Annotated in this window: 24 protein-coding genes and 1 riboswitch; of the genes, 6 read left to right on the top strand and 18 right to left on the bottom strand. The window is 49.3% G+C overall.

What is annotated here, in order from left to right; all coding sequences use genetic code 11:
• Positions 1 to 54 precede the first annotated feature (54 nt).
• Together tatA and tatC are read right to left on the bottom strand one after the other, a co-directional pair.
• A complete protein-coding gene (gene tatA / locus DFQ01_RS13240; protein WP_110044368.1) occupies positions 55 to 258 on the bottom strand; it encodes a twin-arginine translocase TatA/TatE family subunit in 204 nt (67 codons plus the stop codon).
• Between the two features lie 27 nt (positions 259 to 285).
• On the bottom strand, positions 286 to 1,020 hold the full coding sequence (tatC, locus tag DFQ01_RS13245; protein ID WP_110044369.1) for a twin-arginine translocase subunit TatC: 735 nt from the start codon (positions 1,018 to 1,020) through the stop codon (positions 286 to 288).
• Between the two features lie 165 nt (positions 1,021 to 1,185).
• Here tatC and DFQ01_RS13250 point away from each other — a divergent pair, with 165 nt between their 5' ends.
• A complete protein-coding gene (locus DFQ01_RS13250) occupies positions 1,186 to 1,566 on the top strand; it encodes a c-type cytochrome (protein ID WP_245946661.1) in 381 nt (126 codons plus the stop codon).
• Positions 1,567 to 1,636: 70 nt separating this feature from the next.
• Here the strand turns inward: DFQ01_RS13250 and DFQ01_RS13255 are convergent, their stop codons facing one another.
• From DFQ01_RS13255 to DFQ01_RS13290, 9 genes are all read right to left on the bottom strand, one after another.
• Positions 1,637 to 3,892 carry an ATP-binding cassette domain-containing protein gene (locus DFQ01_RS13255; RefSeq protein ID WP_110044370.1) on the bottom strand — a complete coding sequence of 752 codons (2,256 nt, stop codon included), beginning with the start codon at positions 3,890 to 3,892 and terminating at the stop codon, positions 1,637 to 1,639.
• A gap of 115 nt (positions 3,893 to 4,007) precedes the next feature.
• Entirely contained in the window at positions 4,008 to 4,409 is a 402-nt protein-coding gene (locus DFQ01_RS13260) for an SRPBCC family protein (RefSeq protein ID WP_110044371.1), read from the bottom strand.
• Positions 4,406 to 4,735, bottom strand: coding sequence for an ArsR/SmtB family transcription factor (locus tag DFQ01_RS13265; protein ID WP_110044372.1), 330 nt, complete (start codon positions 4,733 to 4,735; stop codon positions 4,406 to 4,408). Before DFQ01_RS13265 ends, DFQ01_RS13260 begins: the two co-directional genes overlap by 4 nt.
• Before the next feature lie 142 nt (positions 4,736 to 4,877).
• Positions 4,878 to 5,186: an MTH1187 family thiamine-binding protein gene (locus DFQ01_RS13270; RefSeq protein ID WP_110044373.1), complete on the bottom strand. Its 309-nt coding sequence runs from the start codon at positions 5,184 to 5,186 to the stop codon at positions 4,878 to 4,880.
• A gap of 113 nt (positions 5,187 to 5,299) precedes the next feature.
• Entirely contained in the window at positions 5,300 to 5,839 is a 540-nt protein-coding gene (locus DFQ01_RS13275; RefSeq protein WP_110044374.1) for a DinB family protein, read from the bottom strand.
• A 70-nt stretch (positions 5,840 to 5,909) separates the two neighbouring features.
• Entirely contained in the window at positions 5,910 to 6,851 is a 942-nt protein-coding gene (locus DFQ01_RS13280; protein WP_110044375.1) for a helix-turn-helix transcriptional regulator, read from the bottom strand.
• A 48-nt stretch (positions 6,852 to 6,899) separates the two neighbouring features.
• Complete coding sequence (locus DFQ01_RS32150; protein WP_281272006.1) at positions 6,900 to 7,520, bottom strand: hypothetical protein; 621 nt, start codon at positions 7,518 to 7,520, stop codon at positions 6,900 to 6,902.
• A 29-nt stretch (positions 7,521 to 7,549) separates the two neighbouring features.
• Positions 7,550 to 8,065, bottom strand: coding sequence for a hypothetical protein (locus DFQ01_RS32155; protein WP_281272007.1), 516 nt, complete (start codon positions 8,063 to 8,065; stop codon positions 7,550 to 7,552).
• 60 nt (positions 8,066 to 8,125) lie between these two features.
• Positions 8,126 to 8,205: riboswitch (ZMP/ZTP riboswitch) on the bottom strand.
• 123 nt (positions 8,206 to 8,328) lie between these two features.
• Positions 8,329 to 9,852 (bottom strand): FAD-dependent oxidoreductase, encoded by a 1,524-nt coding sequence (locus DFQ01_RS13290; RefSeq protein ID WP_110044376.1) that lies wholly within the window; start codon positions 9,850 to 9,852, stop codon positions 8,329 to 8,331.
• A 157-nt stretch (positions 9,853 to 10,009) separates the two neighbouring features.
• Here DFQ01_RS13290 and DFQ01_RS13295 point away from each other — a divergent pair, with 157 nt between their 5' ends.
• Positions 10,010 to 10,708, top strand: a complete 699-nt coding sequence (locus tag DFQ01_RS13295) for a helix-turn-helix domain-containing protein (protein WP_110044377.1) — start codon at positions 10,010 to 10,012, stop codon at positions 10,706 to 10,708.
• A 98-nt stretch (positions 10,709 to 10,806) separates the two neighbouring features.
• Here DFQ01_RS13295 and DFQ01_RS31930 read toward each other — a convergent pair whose 3' ends face one another.
• The 3 genes from DFQ01_RS31930 to DFQ01_RS13305 all read right to left on the bottom strand — a co-directional run bounded on the left by DFQ01_RS31930 (position 10,807) and on the right by DFQ01_RS13305 (position 12,209).
• A complete protein-coding gene (locus tag DFQ01_RS31930; RefSeq protein WP_281272008.1) occupies positions 10,807 to 10,935 on the bottom strand; it encodes a hypothetical protein in 129 nt (42 codons plus the stop codon).
• A 43-nt stretch (positions 10,936 to 10,978) separates the two neighbouring features.
• Positions 10,979 to 11,461: a GAF domain-containing protein gene (locus tag DFQ01_RS13300; protein WP_110044378.1), complete on the bottom strand. Its 483-nt coding sequence runs from the start codon at positions 11,459 to 11,461 to the stop codon at positions 10,979 to 10,981.
• A 115-nt stretch (positions 11,462 to 11,576) separates the two neighbouring features.
• Positions 11,577 to 12,209 carry a hypothetical protein gene (locus DFQ01_RS13305; protein WP_110044379.1) on the bottom strand — a complete coding sequence of 211 codons (633 nt, stop codon included), beginning with the start codon at positions 12,207 to 12,209 and terminating at the stop codon, positions 11,577 to 11,579.
• Positions 12,210 to 12,404: 195 nt separating this feature from the next.
• Here DFQ01_RS13305 and DFQ01_RS13310 point away from each other — a divergent pair, with 195 nt between their 5' ends.
• Together DFQ01_RS13310 and DFQ01_RS13315 are read left to right on the top strand one after the other, a co-directional pair.
• The gene (locus DFQ01_RS13310; RefSeq protein WP_110044380.1) at positions 12,405 to 13,058 is read left to right on the top strand and encodes a bifunctional transcriptional activator/DNA repair enzyme AdaA; all 654 of its coding nucleotides are present in this window, start codon (positions 12,405 to 12,407) and stop codon (positions 13,056 to 13,058) included.
• On the top strand, positions 13,045 to 13,563 hold the full coding sequence (locus DFQ01_RS13315; RefSeq protein ID WP_110044381.1) for a methylated-DNA--[protein]-cysteine S-methyltransferase: 519 nt from the start codon (positions 13,045 to 13,047) through the stop codon (positions 13,561 to 13,563). The genes DFQ01_RS13310 and DFQ01_RS13315 overlap by 14 nt, the downstream gene beginning before the upstream one ends.
• 62 nt (positions 13,564 to 13,625) lie before the next feature.
• Here DFQ01_RS13315 and DFQ01_RS13320 read toward each other — a convergent pair whose 3' ends face one another.
• The gene (locus tag DFQ01_RS13320; protein ID WP_110044418.1) at positions 13,626 to 14,234 is read right to left on the bottom strand and encodes a DNA-3-methyladenine glycosylase family protein; all 609 of its coding nucleotides are present in this window, start codon (positions 14,232 to 14,234) and stop codon (positions 13,626 to 13,628) included.
• Positions 14,235 to 14,451: 217 nt separating this feature from the next.
• A complete protein-coding gene (locus tag DFQ01_RS13325) occupies positions 14,452 to 15,891 on the bottom strand; it encodes a DHA2 family efflux MFS transporter permease subunit (protein WP_110044382.1) in 1,440 nt (479 codons plus the stop codon).
• A gap of 133 nt (positions 15,892 to 16,024) precedes the next feature.
• Between DFQ01_RS13325 and DFQ01_RS13330 the strand changes: the two genes are divergently transcribed.
• Complete coding sequence (locus DFQ01_RS13330) at positions 16,025 to 16,636, top strand: TetR/AcrR family transcriptional regulator (RefSeq protein WP_110044419.1); 612 nt, start codon at positions 16,025 to 16,027, stop codon at positions 16,634 to 16,636.
• Positions 16,637 to 16,883: 247 nt separating this feature from the next.
• On the opposite strand, the gene DFQ01_RS13335 is transcribed toward DFQ01_RS13330, so the two are convergent.
• Positions 16,884 to 18,281 (bottom strand): catalase, encoded by a 1,398-nt coding sequence (locus DFQ01_RS13335; RefSeq protein WP_110044383.1) that lies wholly within the window; start codon positions 18,279 to 18,281, stop codon positions 16,884 to 16,886.
• A 153-nt stretch (positions 18,282 to 18,434) separates the two neighbouring features.
• Between DFQ01_RS13335 and DFQ01_RS13340 the strand changes: the two genes are divergently transcribed.
• Positions 18,435 to 18,713 carry a DUF2642 domain-containing protein gene (locus tag DFQ01_RS13340; protein WP_245946662.1) on the top strand — a complete coding sequence of 93 codons (279 nt, stop codon included), beginning with the start codon at positions 18,435 to 18,437 and terminating at the stop codon, positions 18,711 to 18,713.
• A gap of 117 nt (positions 18,714 to 18,830) precedes the next feature.
• On the opposite strand, the gene DFQ01_RS13345 is transcribed toward DFQ01_RS13340, so the two are convergent.
• Positions 18,831 to 20,033: a macrolide family glycosyltransferase gene (locus DFQ01_RS13345; RefSeq protein ID WP_110044384.1), complete on the bottom strand. Its 1,203-nt coding sequence runs from the start codon at positions 20,031 to 20,033 to the stop codon at positions 18,831 to 18,833.
• Positions 20,034 to 20,100 lie beyond the last annotated feature (67 nt).

Below are 20,100 nucleotides of genomic sequence, written 5' to 3' on the forward strand. Positions count from 1 at the left end.
TCATCGATAAGGCCCTTCCTAGTGTGCTTAAGTTTAAGTTTAGATCGCTATTGCTTACAGCAGCTTATTCGTATCTTTTTGCTCCTGCTCTACTGCAGGATGTGTGTCCTCTTCTACAATGCCTCGAGTCGAGCTGCGGAATTCGCGAAGGGTGTCGCCGAAGGCGCGTCCAAGCATCGGCAGCTTGGATGGTCCGAAGACGATCAGCGCGATGAGCAAAATAATGACTAACCCAGAAACACCAATGTTATTGAACATGAGTATTCTCCTTTACGATCTGTAGTCTTATGCGGGATCGGGATACGGATAAGCTGCTTGACGCCTTGCATACCGGTTGGACAAGAGAACGCTGATTTCAAACAGGAGCAGAAGCGGAATTGTCACGGACAAATGCGAAACGAAATCCGGCGGTGATATGCAGGCGCCTACAACTGCAAGACCTACATAAGCGTATTTGCGTGACACTTTCATTCGTTCTGGCGTAAGCAGCCCCAACCTCGTTAGGAACAGCATGACAAGCGGCATTTCGAAGGCGACGCCTAACGGGAATACGACGCTGAACAGAAACACAAAATACTTGTCGATCCCATACGTCTCCGTCGCTCCAATCGTCTGATTCATCTGAATCATGAATCTAAGCATCATCGGAAACACAACGAAATAACTGAACGATATGCCTGCGAGAAACAGCAGGAACGAGACGGGTACATAAGCCAGCGTTCCTTTCGCCTCTCGTGGCGTTAGACCGGGTTTAACAAATGCCCACGCTTGATACAAAAGCACTGGGAGCGTGAACAGCATCGCCAGCAGAAACGCACAGCGCAGGTAGATGAACAGCCCGTCCGTGAAGGAGAATACATTCCATTGCACATTCGCTGCTGCCGAGCTCTTGATGTACTGCAAGATGCGGGGGGACAAATACAGACCGCCGCACATGGCCACAATGAAGCAGCTGAAAACAATGAGCAGTCTTCGCCTTAGCTCCGTTAAGTGCCTCACGACATCTTCGTTAATGTCCAACCGCGATCACCTCGATTCTCCGGCTTCACCTGTTATTATTTTCAAGTCCCATGTATAGATTGTCCAGCTTGTCCGGTGTTATGCGTATCGTTCTGGAATGTCCGAATACGTTGTGGTGAATGAGGGAATCGTATGAAATAAATCGAAGAATGAGGTGTTAAGACGATGGTCAAATCCAAGTGGATGATGGGGATAATGGCGCTTACGCTTGCTCTTTCGCTAAGTGCGTGCGGAGGCAACAAAGAAGAAACAAACAATGGTGAAACGACAGGCAACAATGAAACAACGGGCAACACGAACACGAGCGGCGGCACCGTTGACGCGGCCGCAGCTGAAACCGTTTATAAAGCCAACTGTATTAGCTGCCATGCGACTGATCTATCAGGCGGCGTCGGCCCTAATCTGCAGAAGGTTGGCGGTAAGTTGTCCGTTGCGGATATTACCACGCGTATTGATGAAGGCGGCGGCGGAATGCCAGCATTCAAAGGTACAATAAGCGATACGGATATCGCGAATCTCGCTGGTTGGCTTGGATCGATGAAATAAATGCTTAGGGGCAGTCCAAAGATCAGCAAGTGATCGAAGGACTGCCCCTTTATTGTTCGTTCCTTGCGTTTTACTTCAAGTATTTCCCCGTGATCGACTGCTCGGCTTGTGCGATCTGCGTTGGCGTTCCTTCGAACACCACTTGTCCGCCCCTGCTGCCTCCATCCGGTCCCATATCGATAATCCAATCGGCTTGGCTGATTACATCGAGGTTATGCTCGATGACGATAACCGTATTACCGGCATCCACCAGTCGGTTCATGATTCCGAGCAATTGCCCGATATCGGACATGTGGAGGCCAGTCGTTGGCTCGTCCATCACATAGATGCTGCCGTTCTTATGCAGCTCGCTTGCGAGCTTGATCCGCTGACATTCCCCGCCCGACAGCGTGCTGAGCGGTTGGCCGAGCGTGATGTAATTCAATCCTACATCATTCATTGCTTGGAGCTTGCGCCCAACCTCTTTCAGTGTGAAAAATTCCAACGCCTGCTCGACCGTCATCTCCAGCACATCCGCAATGGACTTGCCATTAAGCTTGTACGCGAGCACTTCTTCCTTGAAGCGTTTGCCTCCGCAAACCTCGCAAGGCAGCTTCACGCTGTCGAGGAAGGCAATGTCTGTATAAACGACGCCGAGACCTTGACAGTTCTCGCAGGCTCCCTTGGAGTTGAAGCTGAACAAGCCTTGATTGACTTTGTTCGCAGAAGCGAATGCTTTGCGGACATCATCCATAATGCCTGTATAAGTTGCCGGATTCGAGCGTGTAGAAACCCCTACAGCCGATTGATCGATCACGATCGCATCGGGATGCTGCTGGAGGAATATATCGTTGATCAACGTACTTTTGCCAGAGCCTGCTACGCCTGTAACGACTGTAAGGATGCCGGTTGGAATATCGACGCTTACCTCTCGCAGATTGTGCAGGGTTGCGTGCTGCACAGCCAGCTTGCCGGAAGGTGGTCTGCAATCCTGCTTCAGCTGAAGCGGACGCTTCATAAAGCTGCCGGTCAGCGTCCCAGACTCCAGCAGACCTTGATAGCTGCCTTCATATACGATGGTACCGCCGCGGCTCCCTGCGTGCGGGCCTACGTCGACGATATGATCCGCTGCTTTGATAACATCCGGGTCATGCTCAACGACGATGACCGTATTGCCTTTATCGCGCAGCTTCTGCAGCAGCTCATTCAGTCGGTGAACATCTCGAGGATGCAGCCCAACGCTCGGCTCATCGAAAATATAGGTGACATCCACCAGACTGCCGCTCAGATGCTTGACCATCTTGACGCGCTGCGACTCCCCGCCCGACAACGTATCGGTCTCGCGGTCGAGCGTCAAATATTCCAGTCCATTATCGACTAGATGCTGCAAACGCTCTGTGAGCGACTTGATGATAGGAGCAGCAATGGGATCATTAATCTCGCGAGCGACGCGGATGAGCTGTCCGACTTCCATGGCGGAGAAGTCCGCAATGTTGTATCCATTAATGCGGCAGTTTAGCGCAGCTTGACTGAGTCTTGCTCCATGACAGCTGGTGCAAGGACCTTCCGTAATGTACGGAGTAACGGCGCGCTGCGTGCGTTCGGACATCGTCTTCACATCACGTTTAATGTATTTGTTGGTAAACTTCTCAATGACGCCTTCCACTGTAACATTGATCGTTTTCCCGCCGAACAGCACTTCCACTTTTCTCGCTTTGCCGTACAACAACTGCTCAAGTACATCAGCCGGGTAATCGCTCAGCTTCATATCGAGATCATAGGACCCTGACTCCATGAGCATATTGAATTCGAAGCCGCCAACGGAATAGTCAGGAAGCATGAGCGCCCCTTCGTTTAATGATTTGGACATATCGACTGCCTTGTCCATGTCCACCCCCAGGTTGCGGCCGATACCGTTACATTCGAGACACATCCCTTGCGGGTCATTGAACGAGAACATGTTAGCTGTTCCTACATGCGGCTGACCTACACGTGAGAACAGAAGGCGCACAATGGGAGCAATATCCGTGATGGTGCCCATCGTGGAGTGTGAGCCGCCTCCCAGTCGCTTCTGGTCTACAATGACGGCCATGCTCAGGTTTTCAATGGCATCCGTGTCCGGCTGTGGATATTTGGGCAGAAACGTACGCACGAACATCGTGAAGTTTTCGTTAAGCAATCGCGTCGATTCTGCGGCAATCGTATCGAACACAATCGATGATTTGCCGGAACCGGAAACGCCGGTGAAGATCGAGATTTTACGTTTCGGAATGCGCAATGAAACGTTCTTCAGATTGTTCTCTCTTGCACCCGAGATGACGATATATTCCTGATTCGATTCGCTCAAAGACTAACATCCTTTCATCTATCTTTCGACTGGCTTACTGCTTATCGAAATGTCTCAGAGGAGAATATAAACCGGCTGCTTAGATTGCAGCCGGTTTATAGGGTACAAGATGATCTTATTGTTCCAACAGCTTGCCAAGCTCGCCGCACCATTGCGTGACGCCCCATTTTGCACCGTTAAGTGCTTGTTCGTTGGAGATGCCCGTTTGTTCGAGATGCAGGTTTAATTTGCCTTCGCCAAGATCTTGAATCGACCATGTGACGGTATGCTTCTCTGTACCAACGGCCGAAGTGTAGGACAATACACGATTCTCCTCATCTACGCGAAGGACTTCGCAATTAATGATGCCATCCCAGTACTGATTAGCCTCCGCGCGGAACTGGAATTGATGACCCACCTCAGGTTTGAAATCATTGTCCAAAACCCACTTAGCAAGCTTGCTCGAATCCGTCAATGCGGACCACAGCTTCTCGATCGTTGTCGCGTATTGGAAATCTAAAGTAAGGGTTAAGCTCATTCTTCATCCTCCTCTAATAATTGACCTAAACTAATCATGTTCATGGTCCAAAATTTCTGATAGAAAGACAACCAGTCGTGGACTTCCCGGAGCGGAGCGGCGTTCAGCCTGAATCGGGTCTCCCGTCCGACTTTACGATCAAGCACTAAACCCGCCTCTTTCAATATCGTCAAATGTTTCGATACGGCTGTACGCCCCATATCGAATTGTACCGTTAATTCATGCAGCGGAATTTCTCTAGGTTCCGCCAATATGCGAATCAATTTACGTCGTGTTGGATCTGCGATTGCATCGAATGGATCCCGCAACGGATTGTTATCGCTCACAACACCCTCTCCTAGGATTAGCTGTTCTCAGAATGGACACTGTTTGGTGTCAAATTAATTATAGGACACTTTTCGGTGTCGTGTCAACGAAGGAATTTAAAGCCCCGACACGGTTGCGTCGAAGCTTTGTTTGCGCGGTTCATTACGGATGAAGCCGATCTTCTACCGATCGAAGCTTTTGTTCCATTGTCCCTTTCTTATCTCTGCGGTCGTCAATCGTAATTGATGTCGATACCCGCATAGCGCCGTTCTCGAAAGGTACCTCGTGCAGTCTGCGTACGACAGCTAGGAGATCATCCAACTCCCCTTCAATGATGGTGCTCATCGGTGTGAGCTGATATTGGATCTGCTCCTCCGCTTGCTCGAGCACTCGAATAACGTCAGCGACGTATTCCCCAACGCTGGGCGTTCCAGTGCCTAGAGGCACGATAGTTACTTGTACAATTGCCACTTGGTCTCCTCCATGTTCGTGTTGCTTAGCAAGCAGTATCCCGAACGAACAATCGTCGGATTCTAATGTCATCTATTGTATCAGTTTCGCCAGACGGTTACATCTTGTAAAGGCTAGACGGAAGCATTGTTGAGGAGGAACACATCAAGTCGCCCTTTCTGCAGCAGATGGTGACGGTAATGCATCTCTACCAAGGCGAACCATTCCTGTGCGTTTAATAATCCCATCCGTGGATGCGCGACCGCTCGATCTGCAGGAATTGCTGCCAAGGTCGGTTCAAGCTCTCGCATGCGGGCGATAACGGCACGAAGCCCTTGCTCCATCTCTTCCAGACTTTCAGGCTGCTTAGGCGTGTATTGCGGCGATGCAGGAACCCGGATTCGATCTGGGGGGAAACTTCCAGCTGCGAACATCGCTTTTACCATCTCGGGCCTATCATTCGCGACTGGAGCCGACTCCTGTTCGCGGCACAACTCCAAATTACGCAGCTGCATGTACAGCGCTGAACCGACGAGATGAAGGTACATTTGGCCAAGCGACCATTCGTCCTCAGAAGGCTTGCGCGTCATTTGTTCCATCGTGTATTTCGGAATCTCACTCAAGTAGTAGTTAGCGGTGTTCTCGAATTGCTCCAATAATTGTTTCGTAATCATATTAGGATGTAGCTCCCTTCGAATTTCGAATATAGAGCTAGTATACAATTATGCTACTGACAGCATGATGTCAGTAGTGTTTGAGCGATTCGATTAAATTGTTCCGAACACGTTCTCGAAGCGAGTCCGGCTGAAGCACAACAACGCTTGCTCCCCAGCTCATAATCCATCCAAGCACTTCGAGCTCATGCCGAATACGCAGCGTAATCACCACTCCGTTCTCAGTCTCCTCGGTACTGTCGATGTAATAATAAGGACTCTCCAGCACTTGATCCGCGATAGCTGAAGATATAAGCAGACGCACGATGACATCACGTGTATCGGAAGGTCTATAGGCGTGCAGGTCGAAGTCATCAGGGCGATGAAATCGTTCATTCGTTATCTCAATATCACGCATTCGGCTCAATCGAAAATGGCGCAGTCCCTGCCGCATATGGTCGTAGGCGACAAGTGTCCATGAATCTTTGATCAATACGAGACCATAGGGATCTGCTTCACGTACACTGTGCCTGCTGCCATCTGCCTCCGGAATCTTCTTGCTGTAGTGGAATCGTATCTTCCTCTCTTCCAGGATCCCTTGACGCAGAACGGTCAGTCTCTCCTTCTCTTCGCTGCCGGTCACCCCGACGGCCAACATCTTCATGGCGGCGCGAACCCGCATCGTCTCTCGACGCACCTCATCAGGCAGAATCGCCTCAATCTTACGCCTAGCACCAGCAGCCTGTACGTGGTACCCCGCATCGAGCTGCTGTTCAATATAGTCAAGTCCAAGCAGCAGGGCAACCGACTCCTCTGCTTTGAACGATACTGGCGGGAGAAAATAGGTATCCGCCAATGAATATCCTTGGCCAGGCGAACCGATGAGCGGTACTCCGGCCTCGCTTAATGCTTGCACGTCGCGGTAAATCGTTCGTACACTTGTCTCGAACACCGCCGCCAAATCTTCTGCACGCCGCAGCCCATGCCGCTGCAGCTCCAGAACGATGGCCAGCATCCGGTCCGTTTTATTCATCGCGCCGCCCTCCAAACTGAATGTGTATGCCAATCGAATTGATCGGTATCAATGGTGAAATAATCGGACCTCAGAATAAGCCATCGCCATCCCATATTCATTCGCTGCTCCTATAACTTGATCATCTCGCAGCGAGTTTCCCGTTTGAACTAAATATTGAACGCCGCTTCGAGCGGCACGATCAATGTTGTCGCGGAAAGGCAGGAAAGCATCTGATGCGAAAGATACGCCTTGTAAACCTTGCAGCCATAATTGCTTTTCTTTCTGTGTAAGTCGATCCGGTACTACGTTGAAATTCATTCTCCACTGTTTTTCTTCTGCGTTTGTATAATCTTCGTTCAGCCACCCGTCAATCGCATTGTTGATCTCTGCACGAGAGATTCCCGCGCGAAAGTCCATTTGGCTGACGAGAGGATGTTGTCTCAACCACCAATTGTCCGCTTTCCCTGCCGCTAACCTTGTGCAATGAATGCGGGATTGCTGACCTGCGCCAATGCCAATCGTCTGACCATCCAACGCGAAGCACACGGAATTGGACTGCGTATATTTGAGCGTTATGAGCGCGATCAGTAGATCTCGCACTGCGTTTTCGGGGATTTGTTGATTCGTCGTTACAAGGTTCGTTAGCATCTCTTCCGAAATCTGCAGGTTGTTGCGTTCCTGCTCCATTGTGATGCCGAATATCGATCGGGTTTCGATTAGGTCCGGCAGTAATTCGGATCCATCTCGATAATAAGGTAATTTCCGTTCTTTTTCTTCTTCAGAACGGCTAATGCATCCTCGTCATACGCTGGCGCAACGATCAGATCGGATACTTCTTTACTGAGCAATTGAGCTGCGGACACATCGACCTGATCGCTGAATGCCGCACAATCGCCGAAAGAAGACATTCGGTCCGTTCCTCGCGCTCTCGAGTAGGCAACAGCCAATGGAGACAATTCCAAACCCTTGACAAAATAGGACCGTTCAAGCGATTCGTTTAACGGGGAATAAACAGCTGCGCCCGCGGGGCTAACATGCTTGAATGAAGCTGCTGCCGGCTGGCCGATGCATTGCTTGAGCTCTCTGACTAACTGAAAAGCATTTAATGCGTCGAGTATGTTGATATAGCTAGCATCGCCATTCAATATCCTAATCGGCAGCGCTCCTATTGCATATAGCCTTGCCTTCGCCTGGTGCGGATTCATGCCGTAACGAAGAAACATTTCTTTCATTTTCAATTACCCCTCTCATCGGATTAGAAAATAAAAAAAGTATTTGGACGTGTTGTCCAAATACTTTGCCCAGGCGAACGGCCGTTACCATGCGTGCTCCCTCGTGGTTCACCACGTTTTCGCCAGTCACACACATCCAATATTTGCCTCTATTATATTCGGCTATCGGCGAGAAAACAAGGTCACAGCGAGATTAATTGGTGCTGCACGCTGACAACATTCAGGTTTTTGTTGCGATGGAAACGATATAAATAAGTGCGCTGTTAATGCAATGGAGCAACAGTGCTGCTGATGCGGTTGAATGCCTCCCGCCAATTGTTCTTGAAGATACCTCCAATGTAGCCATCTGGGCGAATCAGGATGAGTGTATCACCCGTAATGCCGTAGATTCGGGACAGCATACCGGAGGAATCAGCGATGCAGGCAGCGGCAGCACCATTCGCAGGCTCGGCAGTCACGCAGTATCGGTGCAATTCTGCTCCGCTAGTTGGCCAAGCTACCTCGTGCAGTGCTTGAGCTGCATGGTGGCCGAAAGCCAGTAACGTGAAATGTGGCCCTTGGTAGATATCGAACAGACGAGTCTGACCCGTTGGTCCCATGCAAGGCGCGTCCGGCGCTCGATCACCAACTCGTAACGTTGTGGTAGCTGCTTGATTGTCGGATGACAAAGGTCCACCATAGTAAGTTAGCTTCAACTGCCGCTCTTCGTCTCCGCGCTTTAGTCCAGACATACGTTTCTGATCCATGCTCGCGTACAGTTCATTGGATCGATTAAGCACTTGAGCGGCAATTGGACGTCGTTCATCCTCGTAACTGTCGAGCAGGCTCTCTGGTGCGCCTGCGATCACTTGTGCAAGCTTCCAACCGAGATTATAGGCATCCTGTATGCCGGTATTGAGCCCTTGCCCTCCGGCCGGCGTATGGACATGCGCAGCATCACCAGCAAGGAATACTCGACCTGAACGGTATCGCTCTACAAGCCGGACATTAGGACGGAAAACCGATTTCCACGTTATGTTGTGAATGCGCAAGCCGGTAAGGTAATGGAATTGCTCCTCCAGCTTGGCTTCGGTAAGATCGGGCATATCATCTGGCTTCAGACGGATCATGACCTGGAACTGGTCCGAATGCGGAAGCGGGCAAGCGGCGATTGTTTTCCCTTTCTTGCGCGGCCATATATGCCATCGATCACGAGACAGACCATCAATGATTCCGTCAAAAATGAGCGATCGATCCGAATCGTTGGTCTCGCCTACAAATGGAATGCCAGCAGACTTTCGAACGGTACTCGAACCACCGTCAGCCCCGACCAAATAGCGACTACGAATCTTCTCGCCTGTAGCAAGTGTCGTCGTCACCCCTTCCGAGTCCTGTTCAAAGCTTTCTACAGCGGTGTTGAATTCGACGCTGAGTCCGCTGCGGTTGAGCAATCGATGAAGGATCGCATCGGTCCGATGCTGCGGAAGCAGCAAAATGTTCGGATACGGCGTGTCTGGCGTAATCTTATTGTGCGGCATCATCCGCCAAGGTATTGTAAATGGGCCGAGGTGAAATCCGGCCTTCGGATAAGAACCGCCTTCTGCGAGCGCTTCGTGTACGACGCCAAGATCCTCGAGCACCTCGAGCGTGCGCGGCTGAATCCCTTTGGCACGGGAGCCTGTGAACCCGTGAGAGGATTTGTCTACCAGTCGGACCGAGAGGCCCCGTCGTACTAAGTCTGCCGCTAATGTGGAGCCAGTTGGGCCAGCGCCAGCGATGAGAACATCAATATGTCGAAATGTGGTCATTTGAATCGACCTCCTATTGTTTTCGCGGAAACTTATAACGTTTCATAGGAAACATTATTACGTAGACTGCTTGTTCTTGTCAATAATGTTTCTTCGGAAACTTTATGGTGGAGTTCTGAACAATTTACTGGTATCATAGCCTTCGGAGGAGATCACAATGATCAATCATTCGGATAAAGAACGCTTCATTCGCGATATTATAGATAGCATCGGACTAACGGTACGCCGGTATCAAACAGAAGATGATGAAGAGAAACAGTGGCTCATACAGAACAGCACTACCGATGAGTTAAAAGTGGTTATGCAAGAAATGTCGGTTATGATGCTTAGCGTGCTTGAGGCAATTGGCAATCTTGAACCTGTTAATGGAATAACGGTTTCCAAGGAAGTAGGCATCTCGAAGGGAAGCGTCTCGAAAGTAACGCGTAAGCTCATTGATAAGAAAGTGATTCAAATCGACTACCTTCCGAACAATAAGAAAGAAGTGCTGTTCCGAACGACGGAGCTTGGTCGAGCCGTTTACCAGCTTCATCATGCGCTGCACGAACGAATTAACTCTGGCGTGCATCGTTTTCTACATCGGTATTCGGCGGATGAACTGCAGTTTCTGGGGGGGATTCTCCGCGAATCGCTCCATACTTCTTGGTTAATTCCAGAGAGCGATATGGAGGTACATCAACCTGTAGAACAAGATGTACCCGTCCATGATGACACCAATAGAACTACCCCTTCCCCCCCATCTGACAAGGAAGATATGCAGCAAATCGTCGCGATTCTCAATCAGCTGGGTTCTCGTGACCTGAAGAAAGCGAAGGCGATCTTAACCGATGTTTTCGTTGCCGAATATGAGGAATAGATTGCGTACAACAAAGAGCCGTCCATTGCTGGACGGCTCTTTGCTAAGCTGCGGAATGTTGTTCAACAGATGTTCCCATATGCTGTGCGTATCGCTCGTTATTGCTCGTCCAACACATTTTCCGCGATAGCGACAAACTCTTGTTTGGAGAGACTACTATCTACGTTGTCGTATATTTCGTAGTAGAGATGATTCGTTTCATTCAACCAGCCCAGAAGATGCTTCATCTGGAAAGTCGCTTGGCTCGTCGCACCTAGCTCGATGTAGTAGTTAGTCGATGTAATGCACTAACACTTGAACAAGCTCCTCCAGGAAGCGCTGATCCGTCTCATCAAATCTGCTTTTAGATGGGCTGTCGATATCCAGTACACCTATTAGCACGTCATTGTTGATGAGCGGAATGACGATTTCCGATTGCGATGCGGCATCGCAGGCAATATGGCCTGGGAATGCATGTACATCCTCTACTCGAATCGTTTCCATACGTTGGGCAGCGGTTCCGCATACCCCTTTTCCTACTGGAATTCTGACACAAGCCGGTAACCCTTGGAAGGGTCCCAGTACAAGCTCATCCGATTGCAGCAGATAGAACCCTACCCAGTTAATGTCGGATAGAAATTGGTTCAGCAGAGCTGAGGCATTAGCTAAGTTAGCTATTGTATCGGTTTCACCTTCAAGTAAGGACGACAGCTGTTTGATTACGAGCCGATAGTTTTCTTCTTTCGTGCCCGAATAGTGTTCCTTAGCAAACATGTGATCTTCACCTCGACATTCGATAATTGAATTATCATATCATAATATCTCTTGCGAAGCTTGGAGCCTTCCCTTTGTAAAATCTGTCATGCGTTAGTTGGTTAATGGAGCTAACTTATTGAACGTTGTTTAGAGAAACCGGGACACGAACGTCATCTGGACCTAATATTCGAGTGCCGTTTACGGTCTTCGAACCAACAGCTACAGTGAATTCGAATGAATCCGGCATCGATTTGTCATGTCCATCGTAGACGAGATCGATAACGACCGTTCCATGACCGCCGCCAGTTGGCTCGTAGCTGCGCTCAGTTCCAATTTCAACCCAAGCCTGCCATTCGCTCTTGGTATCTGTGGTCGTCCAGATCGAAGCTTTCTCGGATGGATTCATTTGCTGGTTGTTCTCGGGATAGCTGCTCGTCACATTGGCAATGGACCAATGGTTCGGGAGATAGAAGGTTACCCCTCCCCAATCGTTCGGATCGATATCAATCGCGGCTACGATGGAGATCCGATCTGCAATCCCTTCGTTCCCTTCTACAAAAACAGTCCCCTTCGCCGAAGTCTCAAGATTTGTGGAGTCTGAACGAATACTGAAGCCTGTACTGTTGATATAATTAACGTTGCTAATTAATCGCTGATCCGACTTGTCATCTTTCGAGAGCAGTTGAGTAACAAGATAAACGGAGCAGATAATTAACGCTATTAACAGCAGCCTCGGCATGAGTGGCGTTTCTCTGCTTAACCTCATTAACTATCAGACACCCCCTTTCGATTGGCAGCAAAATATAAAATATGGAAGCATTTTAAGTGTAATGGACCTACTGTTCGTTTTCAATAGATGAGGATTTGCAGCGGTTAGCGATTTCGTTATCTTGCTCTTACATCCGTTAACTCACACAAAGCGATGCGATTGCGGTTATACTATCGCTAGAGGTGAACCAACATGCCGAATGATCGGAATCCGAGCTTAGGTCGAACTTACTCAGATGCATTCATAGATAAACGAATCCCCCCTGCCTCACTATCGGATGAGCAGTGGCAGGCCGTCGCTCATAATGACGCTTCCTATGACGGTCGGTTCTATTATGCTGTGAAAACGACGGGTATTTTCTGCCGTCCTTCTTGCAAATCGAGATTGCCGAACCGAGAAAATGTCGGGCTGTTCATGACTGCTGAGCAAGCGATAGCCGCTCGTTTTCGCCCCTGCAAGCGCTGCAAACCTACAGGACAAAGGCTGCCAGATGAGGAATGGATTAGGCTTGTGACGGAGTATATAGATACACATTATCATGAATCGTTGACACTGGAAGCGTTGGCGCTCATGAGTCATGGGACCCCCTATCACCTGCATCGAACGTTTAGAAGAGTGAAGGGCATGACACCGGTGGATTACATTCAACTCGTTCGGATCGATAACGCGAAGCAGCTGTTGGTCGAAACGGATCGAACGGTTGCAGAGATCGGAGAAGCGGTTGGACTCGCTAATACGCCATATTTTATAACACTGTTCAAGAAGAAAACGGGTCTTACCCCTATAGCCTATCGTCAACAGCAAAGGCAGCAAGCGAAGGAGAATAATCCCTATGACAACATCTAACCGTAAAATCCTCTACTGGTCTCTTCTTTCCCATGAAGGCTGGCGAGTGCATATTGCCGCTGTGGATGAAGGATTATGTTTTGTTGGATCGCAGGAGCAGACGGTTGAAGAGCTTACCGCGTGGGCGGATCGCCGTATGCCGGGATATGAATTCATGCGAGATGACGAGAAGCTGCAGCCTTATGCCGATGAGCTGATTCGCTATTTCAAAGGCGGGCTTGAGCAGTTTACCTCCCCGCTTTACTATCAAGGCACACCGTTTCAAGAAGCGGTGTGGAAAGCGCTATGCGAAATCCCGTATGGGCAAACATGCTCCTATTCGGATATAGCGACTCGAATTCAGAAGCCCGCTTCTGTTCGTGCAGTTGGTACAGCCATTGGTGCCAACCCGATACTAATTACGGTTCCTTGTCATCGCGTGATCGGCAAAAACGGCTCATTGTCAGGTTATCGTGGCGGTATTGAGATGAAAACAAAGCTGCTGGAGCTGGAGCGAAGACTCTAGTCCTATGAAAAAAGATCAGCACCCATAATGGGGCGCTGATCTTTTTACACGATTGACAACTATTAATCAGACGATATCGCCCAAAGATAAATAGAAGCTACCGTTCCGTACGGCGAATATCGGAGGCGATATTGCTCGAACTCGTTTTTGGACAAATCGGTTAGGTTATATAGTCGCATGATGCCTCTCCGAATCGCAATATCTCCCCAACTAACGACATCCGGCCGTTCCATCGAATGAATTAGAAGCATCTCGGCCGTCCATCGTCCAATGCCATTCAGTGCAGATAGCTGACGTATCACCTCATCGTCCGGCAGATCGCGAAGCGCCTCGATATCCCATTCTCCCGAGTTGATCGATTGAGCAATCGTATGAATGCAGACTGCTTTCTTCATCGACATGCCGCATGATTGAATATCGTCCGGGCTGTGCATAGCGAGATTGTCCGGCGTAATGGCGCCGAACTTCTCCAGCATGCGGTTCCAGACAGTTTGTGCTGCTTTGACAGAAATCAACTGACCTACGATTGCATGGACAAGTGCCGTGAATAGATCAGGATTGACTTCACGCTTCAGCATCCCCACTTGATCGATAACACGCCCCAATTCTGGATCCGCCTGCTTCAAATAGTTGATTTCTTGCTGCCCGTACGCATATATTTTGATCGCCATGTTGTTCACGCAGCCTCACCTCCACTCGTTTATGCATAAATGCTGTACCATCCTCTATCACTATAACCATTATGAACGGAATTGTGGTCATAACTTGAATGAAAGCGCAAGATTGTGAAACGAGAAGAAAAGCCGCACAATGGCGGCCTCACTCCGAAGATGGGTAGATGCGTTCTTTCAGCAAATCACAAGCGGGCTACGTCTAATCACACTACACCTACCCCACCTCTTGCTGCTTCTTGCGATTCACCATCAGAAGCGAAGGAATAACGGCAATGACCGAGAAGCCAATCGACCACCAGAAAGCTTCCTGATAGGCCAAGGCTAATGTTGTGACCCCTGTTATCGTGTGATGAGTCATGTAGTGATCAATCGCAGTAGCAAGAATAGCCGCGCCGAACGCCCCACCGATTGTTTGAAAAATACGCGTAGACACGCTAGCATGCGGGATTTGTTCCTTCCGCAGTCCTTCGTAAGCCGCAACCATGATCGGAATCAGAATACCATTAAGCGCTGCCCCGCGAACGACTTGTGCCGCTGCAAGTAATACATGATTCGTCTCCGCGCCGGCAAAAGCATACGGCAATGTCCCTATAGATGTGACCGCGAGACTAATGATGACGATGATCTGCGATCCGATGCGATCCGCTAATTTGCCAATCCAGCTTCGGGTTAGCAGCATACCGATCCCTTGAGGAATGAGCAGCAACCCCGTATAGATGACGCTCTCTCCTCTTACTTGCTGGTAATACAACGGAAGCAGCAGCAGCGCGCCGTTCATCGTCATACCGGATAGAAACAACGTGATATTGGACGCTAGAAAATGACGTGATCGGAACAATCGTAGATCGAGAACCGGCACTTTCGTTGTTCGAAGTGCATAGATGATGTACGCCACCATGAGCGCTGCGCCAATTAATAATGGAATCGAGACCGAAGTGTTGTTCAACGAGCCATATTTCGACATTTCGGCAATGCCATAGATAAGGGCAGCGAATGCTGGAGATAATAGCAGCAGTCCGATTATATCAAGAGATTGTTTATGCTGCGAAGTTGCACTACTCGGAATGATTGTCCACGCTAACCAAAGCGCGATTAAAGTGACCGGAATATTGACATAGAAGATCCATCGCCAGCTCAAATCATTGACCATAATGCCGCCGAGCACGGGACCAAGGATCGGTCCTAACAAGGTCGGTATCCCAATGATTGAGATGACTCGTCCAAGATTGCGGCCGTTCGTTGTTTGGACGAGCATGGTCTGCAGCGTCGGAATTAATAAGCCACCCCCTATCCCCTGCAGCACTCGGAATCCAATTAGACTGCCTGTATTCCATGCAACCGAACACAATATGGATGAGATCAAGAAAATAATGAGTGAGAGCATGTAGACCTTCTTGCCCCCGAAACGATTGATTGCCCAGCCCGATATCGGAACTGCCAGCCCCATGGCGAGAATGTAACCCGTAATCACCCACTGAATGGCAGAAACGGTACTGCTCAAATCTGCGGTTAATGAGTCAATCGCAACATTCACCATAGTTGAGTCCAATTGTGGTGCAAGTGCGCCGAATACAAGAACGAGCGCAACCTTCAGTACCTTGGGGTCCAACTTCTCCTTCTCTTTCTTGCCGGCGTTAGCCACGCTAGTAGACATGTTTAATCCTCCTGCCATTTCTATAGGGTACGGTACGTACCGTACTTTCGTGTTATATCGTATAGGATTATGGGTGAAAATGCAATACAATATTAATAGACAACTATCGGGTAATACGAAAGGACGAATCACGATGTCGGACAATACGAATGAGGACCAACAGACAGGTACTCGTCGGCGCGGATCTGTACTAGAGGAAGCGATTTTACAAGCTGCATGGGATGAACTGAACGAATTGGGCTATGCCCGTCTGTCTATGGAAGGAGTCGCTGCACGAGCGCAGACGAATAAGAACGCGGTCTACCGCCGCTGGCCGAACAAAGTGAAGCTTATCACTGCGGCCCTCATCCAATTTGCACCAAAGCCTTCGCTCACGGTTCCAGATACAGGAAACCTTCGTCTGGACCTGATTACGCTGCTTGGTGGTATCATGATGCCGTTGCAGTTGATTGGAGCTGAGACGATTCGAGGCATTATGGCGGATGCAGGTCAGGAAAAGCTAGCCGCTCTTCCAAGTCACATCGGTCCACGCAGCGAACAGAAGCTGCCTGCACTCATTAAATCCATTCTCGAAAATGCTGAGAAACGGGGAGAAGTAACCAATGTGCAGGCAATCCGTCCGAGGGCTCTATCCGTCCCCGTCGATCTTATTCGATATGAATTTCTTACAACCCACGAGCCTATCTCTGATCAAGCGATCGAAGAGATCGTGGACGAGATTTTTCTGCCGATTGTCATGAAATAAGAAATCTGTACCGAACAAATAGACCGTTCGCTTGGCGAACGGTCTATTCTTATTCCCTATTTAATTCCCCTTTATCGATCAAAACGGATTATATCAATAATTTGTCTTGCCTCATCCCCCATACCGTTAACGACGATAGCTGCAGGTACAGCCGGCTCCGCTCGTCGCAAGAGCAGGTTTGACGCTTCCTTGTTCTTGGCCAGCCATTATTGGCGGACCCCGCTCTCATTCAAGTTTCTATCGTGATTCATCCCTGCTTCGGCGTAGCAATCTGACGAGCTATTCGCTCCCCTAAGTTTGCAGAAGCCTGATACAAATAACCTAATACAACCTTCTGAATCTCAGGCGAAGCAGCTGACAAATCTGCTGCCAGATTTTGGACGAGATGATCTTGTTGTACCTGTGTAAGCGATTGGTAGAACTGGCCGGCTTGCGAGAAGTTCTCTGCTTTCGGAATATCGGATCGAACGAGCCGGCCAGCCACATAACGACCTGCTCCACTCGTTACTTGATCCGTTGGTGACCAATGCGCTTGATGATTTATCGGTATTTTGCGGAAATCCGCTCCAAGGCGATGCCGCTGCGAATCCGAATATATATTGCTGCGGCCTTGAAGCATTTTGTCATCGGACAGCTCGGCTCCCTCTAATAAGTTAGAAGGTGAGAAAGCCAGCTTCTCGATCTGATCCACATAGTTGGTTGGGTTGCTGTTCAACACGAGCCGTCCAACTGGCAGCAGCGGATACTGCCGAGTATCCCACACTTTCGTATCATCTAGTGGATCGAACGGCAGCGTCGCCTCGTCCTGCGGGTTCATCAGCTGTACATACAGTCCGTATTGGACGGGTGTCCCTTTGGCAATCGTGTCATACAGATCCTTGCCCGAGTAATCTGGGTTCTCGCTGGCGATCCTCGCTGCTTCTTGCGCATCGATGTACTGTTCGCCAGCCAGCGGGAGCCAGCGATATTTGACATAGTAGCGAGCGTTCTGTGCATTTTTCCATACATAGGCGTTCACGCTATGCCCCGGGATATGACGTAGACTCTTGACTGTCCCTTCATCCGAATAAAGGCGTACGACGAAATGCGTAGCTTCCGGTGCTGTCGCGATGAAGCCCCAGAACCGGTTCGGATCGATGAGATTGTTGATCGGTGACGGCAGGAATGCGTGGATCGACTCGGGGAACCGAATCGGGTCGCGCACGAGGAATACAGGAATATGGTTGCACAATAGATCAAAGATCCCGTGATCGGTATAAAATTTGGTCGAGAATCCGCGTACATTGCGGGATGTATCCGGTGTCCCCTTATTGCTGACCGCAAGTGAGAATCGAACCGCTACAGGCACTCGTTGGCCTGGTTGCTGCAGGAAGCAGAGCTTCGTATAAGCAGCCATCGAATGCAGCGTTTCAAAATAACCGAAGGCGCCAAATCCCTTTACGTGGACCGGACGCTCTACTATTTTCGCATGGACAAAGGTTTCAAGCGTTTCGTGAAGGATGCTGTCCTGCTCCAAAATCGGTCCGCGCTCCCCCACCGTCTGCGAGTGGTGCTCTGGCCGCTGGGTACCCGTCCATTGTGAAGATGCAGTGCCCCCCTGCCAGCTGCGATCATATGCCTGATCGTTGGCTTTGTTATCGTCCATTGATCCGCCTCCCATGCCTACATACTCAGAGATATGTATGCATAGCCAGGATGCGGTTATGACAGCATGTCAAATTGTAAAACCGGTTCAAATAGGCAGATGCGTATTCCAAAGTATAGGCAATGACATATGATGGGTTAAAACGATCAAGGAGTGACATTTCTGTACACTTATAATAACAACCAGGTAAGTCCTAGTCAGGTAAGTCCTAGCCAGACCAGCCCTTATCATATAAAAACGGTATCGTCGATTGATCCCTATGTTGTAGAAGCCCTTCAGCGATTAATTGGACGGTGTGTTTTGCTCGAAACGACGCGTGGTGCGATCGAAGGAACCATCATTGATGTAAAGCCAGATCACGTTCTTCTTCAACTCCATACCCGTCAAGCATGTGTACGAATCGCTGAGATTGTCTGGACGATGCCGTTATAATTTGCTAACTCATCAACATAAAAGCGACCAATACTGGTCGCTTTTATGTTTGATTTATGACTTCGATTCGTTCAAATTATCAGATCATTTACGCGTAGTAGCTGCTGCTTGCCGGAATTAATTTCGGTGCCCGCTTATGTACGCGATAATTGAGTCAACAGCGTGTTTAAAACCGCCTGCCTGATGCAGAGATTCGCTCATCTTCTTAGCTGCTTCTTTATAAGAGGCATGACCCAACACCTGATCGACAGCATCGCGAAGCTGATCCACTGTTAACCCTTGCATCTGCAGCTTTATTCCCGCGCCAATACTAGCAACTTGGCCGGCGATGATCGGCTGATCTGCAGCTTGCGGAATGACAATGAGTGGAACTTCATAATAAAGCCCTTCATGCGTGCTGTTCATCCCGCCATGCGTAATAAATAGTTTCGCTTGCTGCAGGACTTGTGTCTGAGGAACGTATTTTCGGACGATGAAGTTGCTTGGGATATCGCCCAAATCAGCAATTTGGGTGCGGCTCCCTACCGACATAACCACCCTATGTTCTGAGCTGCCAAGCGCCTCAAAACAAAGCCTGTAGAAATCATTAGCCATATTAAATACCGTGCCTAACGAGATATAGATTAGAGACTTCTCCTCGATAACGGATAGGTCGAAACTGTCTTGTGCTGTCCGCGCAGCAATCGATGGACCAACGAATCGATAAGATGTATCGAACGTTTCTCCACGGGGCTGAAACTCCCTTGTTGTATAGACAATCGTTTGTGATGCGGGGTTGCAGAACACTTCATATGGAGAGTTGATTTCGACACCATACCGCTCCATTATCGCTGTCGTTAGACTCTTACATTTTTCTTTAATAGGGTTAATTACCTCTTCCGGAGCGTTGATCCAGGACTTGTCCAACAAGTTATTGAAATCGGCTTCCGACTGTGCGAACGAGGTACACGAACTGATTGCAGGCAGCTGTAGAATCTGCGCCAGAATCCGTCCACAGCCAAACATGGAGTCATGGATGACGTAATCAAACTGCTCGCCTTCGATCTGTTCGAGCACACTTGGAATAACAATGTCCGCTGTCATCAGCAGGCCGTTCACACGTTCAAGCGGATAGGTCCGTCCGCCTGAGATGAAAGCTCGAATAAACTGTTGATCATCGAAAGTCCGAACTACTGCGCCCGTCTGCTCTAGCCGTTCCCGATAGGCCTCAATGCAGAAGTACATCACTTCTTCCCCACGTGCAATCAACTCCTGCACAACAGCGATTGTCGGATTGATATGCCCTTCCGACCCTGCATTTATGAATAAGATACGTGCCATTATCGTCACTCCAATTTATGTAGATCTATTACTCTAATCTTACGAACAAACAGCTGAAACAGCAAAT

Source organism: Paenibacillus cellulosilyticus (assembly GCF_003182255.1).
GTDB classification, from domain to species: Bacteria; Bacillota; Bacilli; order Paenibacillales; family Paenibacillaceae; genus Paenibacillus_T; species Paenibacillus_T cellulosilyticus.